The following is an 11370-nucleotide window of genomic DNA, read 5'->3' as shown; positions in this document are numbered from 1 at the left end:
TTTAATGAGCCGTGCGGCAATCCCTGTTACTATGGGCCTTACTGCGGATGTAAGATCCAATGTAGGGGAGGCATCCAGCAGGGGTACTGACATCTCTTTAGATTATCAAAAGTACATCGGTAATGATTTCTGGTTTTCGGCTACTGCGAACTATACGTATGCAAAGAGTAAGTTTATAGTTTATGAAGAGCCGGTTTATGATGAATACTATCGCAGCCGAATTGGCAAATCACTTTCCCAGCAATATGGTTATATCGCTGAAAGACTTTTCGTAGATGACGCTGAAGCCCGAAATTCACCCAGACAGAATTTCGGCGTGTATGGCGGCGGAGATATTAAATATACTGATGTCAATCGCGACGGTCAGATTACTGAAGCTGATAAAGTTCCGCTCGGTAATCCAACGGTGCCCGAAACAGTATATGGTTTTGGTTTCTCAAGCGGTTATAAAAACTTTGATTTCTCTGCGTTCTTTCAGGGTTTAGCCAATGAGTCGTTCTGGATAGATCCAGCTGCCACTTCTCCCTTCAATAATCAAACGCAATTGCTAAAGGCCTATGCAGATAGTCACTGGTCGGAAGATTCCAGGGATGTCTATGCACTCTGGCCTAGGTTAAGTCCTAATCTTAACTCCAATAATAACCAGACAAGTACCTGGTTCATGCGTGATGGTTCTTTTCTGCGGCTAAAACAAGTGGAATTTGGTTACAAAATCCCGCAGAAGTTCCAGAACAGACTTCGGACATCAGTTTTTAGGGTGTATGTTAATGCAAGTAATCTGTTCAATTTTAGCAAGTTCGATTTATGGGATGTTGAAATGGGCGGAAACGGGCTCGGATATCCGATACAGCGCGTATTCAACATTGGATTAAACATATCATTGAAATAAGACAATTAATATGAAAAGATATATGACACTTGGAATGTGCATGGTGGTTGTTTTAACCATGATCAGTTCCTGTAAAAAGTTTTTGGATGTCGTTCCTGACAACGTAGCTACTATAGACAATGCATTTACTATGCGTTCCCAGGCAATGAAGTTTTTGTTCACCTGCTATTCTTTTATGCCTAAAAGCGGACAATTGTTTGATGATCCGGCCATGGTCGGGGGGGATGAACTTTGGTCGGTTCCTGAACGGGGTGCATATCTGAATATGGCAACGGGATTTCAAACTAAGATCGACCCATTAGGAGATCGCTGGACGCCTATGTACCAGGCCATTAGAGATTGCAATATTTTCCTGGAGAACATTGAGAATGTGCCGGATATGAAATTGGAAGAGCGGTTGCGCTGGACCGCCGAAGTAAAGTTTTTAAAGGCCTATTATCATTTTAATCTGGTAAGAATGTATGGGCCAATTCCACTGATCAAAACAAATCTTCCTGTATCGGCAGATGTGAACCAGGTTAAGGTAGTGCGCGCGCCTGTCGATTCCTGCTTCAATTACATTGCTCAGTTGCTGGATGAGGCGGCGCCTGCACTGCCACCTTCGATCATAAGCCCCGCTACTGAGGCAGGCCGTATTACAGGGCCGATTGCTTTGGCGCTAAAGGCAAAAGTCCTGGTCACCGCGGCAAGTCCTTTGTTTAATGGAAATACGGGTCAGGCCAACCTCAAGAGCATGGACGGTGCTCCTCTTTTTAATCTTGCCTATTCTCAGGTTAAATGGGAGCTTGCTGCAAAAGCTTGCAAGGAAGCTATTGACCTATGTGCTTCGCAAGGCATTAAATTGTATAATTACAGCCCGGTATTTCAGCAATATGTGCTCACCGATACCATCAGAACCCAGCTGAGTATCAGAAATAGCGTGACAGAAAAGTGGAATAGTGAAATCATCTGGGCAAATACACAGTCGACAACAGTGGGTTTACAACGGTTGATTTCTACCTGGTGGGATGGCCTTTATCTTGATGGAACAACAACAAGAGGTGAGCTTTCACCTCCGTTGAAAATAGCGGAGATGTTCTATTCCGAACACGGGGTACCGATTAATGAGGATAAAACCTGGGATTATGCCGGCAGGTATGGTTTAAAAACCGCTGGGAATGACGATAAGCTTTATGTACGTAACGGATATGTGACGGCCAAATTACATTTTGACAGGGAACCACGATTCTATGCCGATCTGGGCTTTGATGGTGGTATTTTTTATGGACAAGGCCGGTATAACGACAAAGCCGTTTTAGATCTGTTTTATCTTGAGGGTAAGTTCAAACAAAAAAATGGAAAAGGAAAATATGGTTATAATTCTGTAACAGGTTACTACTTAAAAAAGCTGGTCCATTTTCAAAATGTGGTTAATTCATCAACTGATTACTCTGTAGTCGATTATCCATACCCCTTAATTCGATTGTCTGATTTGTACCTGTTATATGCTGAGGCACTCAACGAAGCCGAAGGCCCTGGTTCTGAAGTTAACAGGTATATTGATTTGGTTAGAGAAAGGGCCGGTCTTGAGGGGGTGGCGGCATCCTGGTCAAAATATTCTACTAATCCGGAGAAGGTGAACAATCAGGAAGGAATGCGAGCCATTATCAGACAGGAAAGGTTGATTGAACTCGCATTTGAATCACAGCGCTTTTGGGATATGCGCCGCTGGAAGGAATCTGAAAAGGAACTGAATAAACCGATCAGGGGCTGGGATCTTTCCCAGACGACAGCTGTTTCATTTTACAGGACCACTGTAGTTTTCAATCAAAGTTTTGGAACTAAAGATTATTTCTGGCCTATTTCCGACAATAACATCACGGCCAACAGAAATCTGGTTCAAAATCTGGGTTGGTGAGGTATAATTTTTTAATTAAAATTTAGAAAAATGAAAAAAATACATTTACTAGTGGCATTTTTGGTGATCCTGTTCTCATATGGCTGCTCGAAGGAGGCCAGGTTAGATTTTATCGATGATGCGTTACCCGCTCCGGCACAGGTGAGCAGTGTAATCGCAACCCCCACGCCCGGAGGAGCCACATTGACCTACAAGCTTCCCAATGATGAAAATCTGGCTTATGTGAAAGCTGTGTATGAAATACAACCCGGCCTGTACAGGGAAGCTAAATCGTCACGTTATACAGATACCTTGCAACTGGTGGGTTTTGGCGATACCCTGACACACGAAGTGAAATTATACAGTATAGGAAAGAATGAGAAAAGTTCAGAACCCACGCTGGTTAACATAACACCCAATATCCCGCCGGTCCAGTCGGTTTTCAAAACTGCTGTTATGACCGCCACTTTTGGAGGTGTGAATGTTTCTTTTGATAATCCGAACAAGGCAGACCTGGCGATCGTGGTGATGCGGGATACAACGGGTAACAACACCTGGTCGACTGCGGCTACTTTCTACACTGCTGCGCTGAGCGGCAATTTTGCCGCGCGGGGAATGGAATCAAAATCTCAGAAATTCAGAATGTATATCAGAGACCGCTGGAACAACAAGTCCGATACACTGACCCAGTCGCTTACTCCAAAATTCGAGATAGAAATTCCTAAAAATACATTTATTCCTTTGGTACTGCCAACCGACCAAACGGTGCTTGCCGCTGCGGGATATCCCATCCGAAACCTTTGGGACGGAGTAGGTAATGCAGGATTTTATGCTTCATCCAACGCTTCTATTTTGCCACAATGGATAACAATCGACTTTGGCAAAAAAGTGCTTTTAAGCAGGTTTAAGCAGTTTATGAGGGAAGCTGACCACTGTTATGCGGGCTCCGGTTTAAAAACTTTTGAGTTATGGGGATCAAATAGTCCCGATCCGGACGGGGGCTGGACACAGTGGCAGTTGCTAGGCACCTTCAACACGCTCAAGCCTTCGGGACTGCCCCTTGGTCAGAAGACCGCTGAAGATATCAATTATGCGGTAAATCTTGGCGCTGACTTCATGTTCCCGGTCGACCCCGTACCTGTACGCTATATACGTCTCAAGTCGCTCGAAACCTACAGTAGTACCGGACAGGTCGTAATTATGGAAATGTCGTTTTGGGGCCAGATCATAGAATAAATTTAACATTATTAAAACGCAAGTATAATGAAGAAAAAAGTTCAGTACCAAATATATTTTTTCCTTTTGGCGGGCATGCTGTCAGCCTGTACCAAAATGGAAAGTGTCTACGACGAGTTCGTAGTGCCCGGCGGTTTAACCTATGCGGGTAAACCGACCTCACCAGCAGTATATCCGGGGCTTAACCGGGTTAAGGTTGTGTGGTTGCGGGGTTCGGACCCGAGTATTGTACGGGCGACTGTTTATTGGAACAATTATGCCGATTCGATAGCCGTTCCTGTGCCGAAAGATGGGGGGGATACCATTAGTGTTGTCATTAACGAACTGGCTGAGAAGAATTATTCATTTGTGATCAAAACATTCGACGCAAAGGGCCATTCTTCAATACCAACCGAGGTTTTCGGAGGCGCCTACGGAGAACAATACCAGTCACAATTGTTGACTCGGCCGATCAATTCTACACTCCTGAGTGCTAATGGAAAAGTTATGATTGAATGGGGCAGTGCAGACATTTCCAATGGTGCTTTTGCCTCAGAAGTCAGATACACAGGGATCGACGGTGCTGTGAAAGTAAAGGCTTTTCCGGTAAATGTGCCCAGCACTGAAATTGCTGACATGAAACCCAATACTAACTATCAGTTCAGGACGATGTTTAAACCTGACTCATTGAGCATTGATAATTTTTACACGGGCTATTCGGACAACGAATTTTTCACGTTTGACAAAAAGGCCTGGAAGGTGATAGGCTATTCCGATCAATATTCAGCCGGTGACAATGCTGCGGCAAATGTAATCGACGGCACCGACAATACACGCTGGCACACGGCCAATGGCTTTGTATATCCACATTGGGTAACTATAGATATGGGCGTGGAAAGGTCTATCGTAAAGTTCGGGGTTTGGAGAACTACTTATGTCATGCCAGGTGGCGATAATCGTGCACCTGTAAGGGTTCAATTTTTTCTCAGTAAAGACAATATGAACTGGACTGATCTGGGCGTATTTCAATTTAATAACGAGCTGAGTGGAGAGCAAACTTTTCGGATGCCAAATATGCCGCAAGGCAGATATATTAAGTTCGTCGGGCTTGCGGCCGCTCCGGGAAACAGTCAGTATATGACCCTTGGGGAAATTAGTGCTTACGGCTTGTAAGGTGAATAAGTGAAGTAAAGTTTGCCAGCGGGGGCGGTTCCCGCTGGCTTTTTAGGCCCAGCTGTTCATGTAGAGGAAAATCTTTTTATCCCGTCTTAGGATATAGGCCAAAAAGATCATTTTAGATAATATATTAAGTACATTTAAGTTATTCTGGAAAATCCTTAGACTGAAATGCCATATGCCCGAGAATTATTTTAAATATTTACAAGTTAGTGAAGTTGAAGAAAGATGGGGAATGTACATTACGGCTTTAGGTTACTCAAAAATCGAATCAAACCAAAATTACCCCATAGAAAACCACCCTCCAACACATTATTTAACATGGAATAGAGGACGTATATTGAATGATTTTTATATTGTTTACATTTCTAAGGGGAAAGGACAGTATGGGTCTTCCTTGACCCCTTCAACCAAAGTTACTGAGGGAACGTGTTTCTTTTTGTATCCAGGTATCTGGCATCGGTATAAGCCTGATATTAAGTCTGGATGGGAAGAATACTGGGTAGGGTTTAATGGTTCCTATGCCAAAGACTTAATGAATGGAGTTTTTTTGGACCATAACAAATCATTGTTAAACATTGGGCTTAGTAAAGAGGTCATAAAGCTTTTTACTAACCTCATAGATGTTGTCAAACAGGGTTATGTCGGTTATCCACAGCAGTTGGCTGGGATCACAGTTCAGCTTTTAGGGCATATTCATTGTTTTTCGCAATATTTAATTTCCCACAATAATGATCCTAAGCAGAATCTTATTGATAAAGCTCGATTTCTTATTCAAGAGTCATTCGATAACGTTCTGGATATGGAGAAACTTGCCAGCCAACTGCCGATGGGGTATTCATCTTTTAGGAAAGTGTTTAAAGAATTTACAGGTGAATCGCCAAATCAATACCATATAAATCTACGCCTGGAACGGGCAAAGCAATTATTGGAGATGACGTTACTCAATATTAGCGAAATTGCATTTCAAACGGGCTTCGAAACGGTTTCATACTTCTCAAAATTGTTTAAGGAGAAAAATGGAGTTTCACCAAAGGCTTATCGTGAAGCAATGTCCCTCTGATTATCATGTTCTGTAACGTTCAATAAGAAAGTCTTTCATAAAAAGATTTAGCGTAAACTGGTGTTCTATGGGCGTAAGTTTGTCGGGAGTGGCGACCATATATGGGAAGGGGCCGAACTCTGTTGTAAAGGTCATTATTTTACGGTTCTTCTGTTTGTTGATCGCTACGATATCATCCCACCAGCCGGCGAATTTATCCAAAGCATACCGCCATTCTGGCAATCTTGGGTCAGGAACCTGCGGGCCTTGTTCATACCCAATCCTTGCATGGATATGAACAGTTGATTCAATAACCCTTTTAACTGCCGATGTAAAATTCTCCAGCAAGCTTTCAGTCACACATACCCAATGAGAAAGGTCCGCCGTTACCGGAAAGCCCGGTCTTTTTTTTGCCAGGCTTAAAAACATTTGCGGACTGTATCCCAGTCTGCCGCGATGGGTCTCATGCGCAACCACTATGCCTGTCTTATCAGTAAATTCTGCCGCCAGGTCGATGAGTATTGCATGCTGTCGTAAGGTGAAATGGTCCTGCCCGGTATGTGAATTAATAAGCACCGGGCCCGGCTCCGCGCATTTTTGCAGCTCATTTAAAAAAGATTTTTGAAAAGCTTTAAATGTTGAGCCCCTGGCCTGATGTTGATGGGCTACGAGAAGTAGTTCATTCTTTTGTAAATGATCAAACAATATTTTCTTTTCAACTGGGTCATCTGGTATCCAGGTATCCAAACCATCATAGCCTGCATTTTTTATCCGGTTTAGCATTTGACTGAATCCCCACTCTTGTAAACCCCAGGTTGGGCAAAGTATTTTTATTGTCATCAGGTTAAGACTTTTTCAGTTAATCGTTATTTGTCGCGTCAGCGTTTATAGATTAACGGGTTGATCTCATCATCATTCAGCAGATCCCCTATTTTGATATTTTCTAGCTGTTCTTCGCTCAATATATTTGGTGTCCCATTGTATATATTGCCATCTGGCATGTAGGCGCAGGTCATTGCTCTCCTTTGTCCCGAAGTCATATTGGCGTGCGCTCCGTGGATGGTGAGTCCGTTATGGAAAGAACAACTTCCAGCTTTCATAAGCGCGGGTACTGATTGCGACTTTGAAAATTCAGGATACGTCGTAAATATGGCACCCATGTTTTTTCCTATACCGGGATTTTCAAAATTGGTTTCATGATATGAACCAGGAATGAAAAACAGACAACCATTCTCGTAAGTGGTATCGTCAAGTGCTACCCAGATAGATAATGCTCGTTTATCACTAAATGACCAATAGGGAGTGTCGAGATGCCATGAGGTAGGATTTGCCCATGGTTTCTTAATCAGGGCCTGGTCATGCCATATTCTGATGCCATCAACGTCAGCAAGCTCTGCTGCCATCTTCCCGAGGCGCTCATCAAGCATGATCTGACGTATTTTATCGTTGTCTTTCCATAGATTGATTAATTGCGCAAATACGTTGTCATAATAAGATTTGTCGACATCGTCCCCTTTTCCATAGACTTCTCTTCTGTCCGGCATTTTTCTTCCGGCTCTTTTTTCTACGGCTTCATCCAGCGCCTGGCGCCAAAAACCAAGCTCTTCTGGTGATAAAAAGTCTTCGATAATTAAAAAACCATCTCTTTTATATTGTTCTTTCTGGCTTGGTGTTAGGTCACTTTTCATAAATAGGGTTTTATTGTTTCAACTTCCAAAACTATAACCTTCCAATAGAGCTAAAAAGTAAATAAATGACAAAATTTTATACTTTTTGATATTTCTGCCTGGCAGAATACGATTTGTCCCGATCTCTCAGGTTCGAAAATAGAAATATCAAAAAGTGTAAAAAAAAACCAATTTAAGATAAACGAGCGATTTTAACTGTCGATACTTTTGATGTATTCAAAGCAGTGTTCAAAAACATAGATAACAAGTAATCTGAATGTTTTTATACATCCTGTCAAAATTGCAGGTTATTGATAACCAAATATTAAACCTAAAAGTATGAAAAAAAGATTTCTACAAATTGATGATTGGCGGAAGGTTCTGCTACTAGGAGTGGTATTTTTCTATGGAAATGCCGCTATTTCCCATACATTGACCGGAACACATCCGGACAGGGGAAACAGAGATGAAATTAATAGATTTCCGAATGTAACCGGGGGCAGAATAATTCGTTCTGATTATCAATTGATAACGATCAAAGGGAAAGTTACTGACGGACAAGGGATGCCAATTCCGGGGGCCACGGTACTTCACAAAGAAACAGGGCAAACCGTAGCTACAAATGAGAATGGTGAATATAATATTAATGTCCCCCAGGCCTCTGGAACACTCGTTTTTTCTGTTGTCGGTTATCAGACAAAGGAAATAGCACTTCGATCTAATACAGTTGTTAATGTTTCCATGGAAGCGGTTGCAGGGAACTTAAATGAAATTGTGGTTGTTGGTTATGGTACACAGAAAAAAGCAACTGTTACTGGTTCGGTAGTAGCCGTTAAGGGCAGTGAGATTGTCAAAAGCCCCTCCATTAATGTGGCAAATTCACTAGCAGGCCGTTTACCGGGTGTTATTATTAATAATCGCTCAGGTGAACCGGGTCGGGACAATCCGTCAATAAGTATCCGAGGACGCAGTACAACAGGGAATTCGTCTGCCCTGGTTATTATAGATGGTGTTGAGCGAAGTGGCCTGGGACAAATCAACCCGAATGATATAGAAAGTATTTCGGTACTTAAGGACGCTTCAGCGGCAATCTATGGGGCCCGTGCAGCTAATGGAGTTATATTGGTGACCACTAAGCGCGGAGGTGCTAATGCGGCACCTACCATTAATTTATCATTTAATCAAGGGTTTACAGGGCCTACAAGAAATCCTGTAATGGCAGATTCTTACACTTTCTTTAATGTTTATAATGAAATTGAACAAGGAGAGGGTCGCCCGGCAAAGTATAGTTCTGAGGAACTGGAAAAATTTAAAGATGGATCGGATCCTAATTATGCCAATTTTAACTGGTATGACTTTATTGTGAAAAAATGGACCCCTCAGCACAGAACGGACCTTTCTGTTTCTGGCGGTAGTAATGGCGCACAATACTTTCTTTCATTTGGCGAGGTAATGCAGGATGGGCAATATAATTTTGGCTCAACTAAGGTAAAGCAGTATAATTTGCGATCAAATGTGGATGTACAAGTCACAGACAATTTCAAAGTTGGAATAAATTTGGCAACGCGCTTTGATAATAATCATTTTCCTTATAGGAGTATGAACGAGCTCAATAGTCATATCTACCTGTACCAACCCAATTGGGTGCCGTATTGGCCCGGAACAGATTTAATAACTCCAAACCGTGCCAATGACAATATTATCAATTTTGTGAGTGATGATAATGGTTATCAGGATGTTAAAACTACTACTATCCAAACGACCTTATTTGCTAAATGGACATTACCCTGGGTTAAAGGTCTTTCTTTAAGCGGAAGTGGGAGCTATGATCCTAATACTCAATTTAGAAAAACATGGCAGCTACCCACATATGTTTATTATAAGAATACAACAGGTGATGGCTATACCAAGGCAAGATCAGGTTTTGGTGTGAATAATGCAGACCTGTTGGATCGGACTGACATAGGTTCATTGCTTTACTTAACCACAAGATTAAATTATGACCGTAAGTTTGGTAAACACAATTTTGCCGGGTTGCTGGGTTATGAACAGCAAACAACTAAAAGTAATTTTGTATCTGCTTATCGTAGTGATTTCGTGTCAACTGCCCTGCCTGAGATTTTTGCCGGTAGCAGTGACAAGGCTAAGCAAGGCAATGACGGATCTGCAGGCCAGGGTGCGCGTAAAAATTATTTTGGAAGGATTACCTATGATTATGACAGTAAGTACCTGGCTGAATTTACCATGCGCCGGGATGGTTCACCCAATTTTCCATCGGCTAAAAGATGGGGCAATTTTCCAAGCGCATCAATTGGATATAGAATATCTGAAGAGGCTTTTTTAAAAAAATATGGCTTTATTAATGATTTGAAGATCAGAGCCTCGTATGGTGTTTTAGGGAATGACTTGGTCAACTCTTTCCAGTACCTTCAAACATATGGGTATGGCAATAATTTTGTTATTAACAATAATGATGTTACAGGTCTGGTTCAAACCGGTGTTCCAAACCCAAATATCACATGGGAAACTGCGAAAACTGGAAACATTGGGCTAGACGCAAATCTTTGGAATGGAAAATTAGGTGTCACATTTGAATACTTTAAAACCAGAAGGGCTGATATCCTCACGAAACGATCAGCCATTATTCCTGGCTACACAGGATTGGTATTGCCCGATGAAAATATTGGCATAGTGGATAATAAGGGCTTTGAGTTGGTATTAACTCATGCAAATAATAATCATGCATTTAAATATAACTTTTCTGGAAATGTAGCGTTCGCAAGAAACAAGGTAGTTTTCAGTGACGAGCAACCGGCGGCGGAGCAATACCAATTGGCCACGGGACGCCCGATCGGTGCAGGGCTTTACTACAACGCGATAGGTGTGTTTAAAGACGATGGGGAAGTAGCTGCCTATCCTCATTTTGTGAATGCGCGGCCCGGAGACCTGAAATATGAAGATGTCAATAAGGATGGTGAGCTGAATTCTCGGGATCAGATTCGTGTGAATCAAACTAATGTTCCAGAGATTACTTTTGGTTTTAATGCAAATTTCCATTACAAAGGCTTCGACCTTTCTGTATTGCTGCAAGGCCAGGAAAATGCAAAATCTTACTTCGGTGGTTATTTTCCTGTTATGAGCTATTCCCTGGGGAATTTTCTTTCGTGGCGCGCGGAGGACCGATGGACGCCGCAAAATACCGATGCTGCCATGCCTAGAGCATCTTATGAATTATTTAATAATAATACTAATAACTCTACTCAATGGTTGTTGAATGCTGGTTTTTTAAAGGTGAGAAATGTTGAATTGGGATATAATCTTCCGAAGGATCTGTTGGCAAAAGCTAAGGTGAAAAACGTGCGGGTATCCGTTAGCGGAAGCAATCTGTTTGTCATCTACGACCATATGAAGGATCTGGGATTTGATCCGGAAACAACCGACTATTGGTATTATCCTCCGCAGCGGGTAATTAATTTTGGCATCAATGTTACATTATAAATTTAAC

At 42.1% G+C, this 11370-nt stretch carries 7 protein-coding genes and 1 pseudogene; 6 read left to right on the top strand and 2 right to left on the bottom strand.

All coding sequences use genetic code 11. The features are described from left to right. The 5 genes and pseudogenes from VK541_RS06810 to VK541_RS06790 all read left to right on the top strand — a co-directional run. Positions 1 to 889, top strand: a pseudogene (locus VK541_RS06810) (SusC/RagA family TonB-linked outer membrane protein); the annotation flags it as partial. Between the two features lie 10 nt (positions 890 to 899). Continuing rightward, entirely contained in the window at positions 900 to 2786 is a 1887-nt protein-coding gene (locus VK541_RS06805; RefSeq protein WP_324368221.1) for a RagB/SusD family nutrient uptake outer membrane protein, read from the top strand. A gap of 30 nt (positions 2787 to 2816) precedes the next feature. Further along, entirely contained in the window at positions 2817 to 4001 is a 1185-nt protein-coding gene (locus tag VK541_RS06800) for a DUF5000 domain-containing lipoprotein (RefSeq protein ID WP_324368219.1), read from the top strand. Between the two features lie 27 nt (positions 4002 to 4028). Further along, positions 4029 to 5153, top strand: a complete 1125-nt coding sequence (locus VK541_RS06795) for a DUF4998 domain-containing protein (protein WP_324368217.1) — start codon at positions 4029 to 4031, stop codon at positions 5151 to 5153. 181 nt (positions 5154 to 5334) lie between these two features. Further along, positions 5335 to 6219, top strand: coding sequence for an AraC family transcriptional regulator (locus VK541_RS06790; protein ID WP_324368215.1), 885 nt, complete (start codon positions 5335 to 5337; stop codon positions 6217 to 6219). Between the two features lie 3 nt (positions 6220 to 6222). Here VK541_RS06790 and VK541_RS06785 read toward each other — a convergent pair whose 3' ends face one another. Together VK541_RS06785 and VK541_RS06780 are read right to left on the bottom strand one after the other, a co-directional pair. Then, entirely contained in the window at positions 6223 to 7038 is an 816-nt protein-coding gene (locus tag VK541_RS06785; RefSeq protein WP_324368213.1) for a hypothetical protein, read from the bottom strand. Positions 7039 to 7076: 38 nt separating this feature from the next. Further along, positions 7077 to 7886, bottom strand: coding sequence for a phytanoyl-CoA dioxygenase family protein (locus tag VK541_RS06780; protein ID WP_324368211.1), 810 nt, complete (start codon positions 7884 to 7886; stop codon positions 7077 to 7079). Positions 7887 to 8204: 318 nt separating this feature from the next. On the opposite strand from VK541_RS06780, the gene VK541_RS06775 reads away from it, so the two are divergent. Then, positions 8205 to 11363: a TonB-dependent receptor gene (locus VK541_RS06775; RefSeq protein ID WP_324368209.1), complete on the top strand. Its 3159-nt coding sequence runs from the start codon at positions 8205 to 8207 to the stop codon at positions 11361 to 11363. Positions 11364 to 11370: the final 7 nt, after the last annotated feature.

The sequence above is a fragment of the Pedobacter sp. genome, assembly GCF_035317785.1.
GTDB lineage: Bacteria > Bacteroidota > Bacteroidia > Sphingobacteriales > Sphingobacteriaceae > Pedobacter.
This window is presented reverse-complemented; position numbering and strand designations above follow the sequence as displayed.

Excerpts from the sequence above, each read along its gene's own strand:
- VK541_RS06805 (WP_324368221.1), top strand. The coding sequence starts at position 900 with ATGAAAAGATATATGACACTTGGAATGTGCATGGTGGTTGTTTTAACC.
- VK541_RS06800 (WP_324368219.1), top strand. The coding sequence starts at position 2,817 with ATGAAAAAAATACATTTACTAGTGGCATTTTTGGTGATCCTGTTCTCA.
- VK541_RS06795 (WP_324368217.1), top strand. The coding sequence starts at position 4,029 with ATGAAGAAAAAAGTTCAGTACCAAATATATTTTTTCCTTTTGGCGGGC.
- VK541_RS06790 (WP_324368215.1), top strand. The coding sequence starts at position 5,335 with ATGCCCGAGAATTATTTTAAATATTTACAAGTTAGTGAAGTTGAAGAA.
- VK541_RS06785 (WP_324368213.1), bottom strand. The coding sequence starts at position 7,038 with ATGACAATAAAAATACTTTGCCCAACCTGGGGTTTACAAGAGTGGGGA.
- VK541_RS06780 (WP_324368211.1), bottom strand. The coding sequence starts at position 7,886 with ATGAAAAGTGACCTAACACCAAGCCAGAAAGAACAATATAAAAGAGAT.
- VK541_RS06775 (WP_324368209.1), top strand. The coding sequence starts at position 8,205 with ATGAAAAAAAGATTTCTACAAATTGATGATTGGCGGAAGGTTCTGCTA.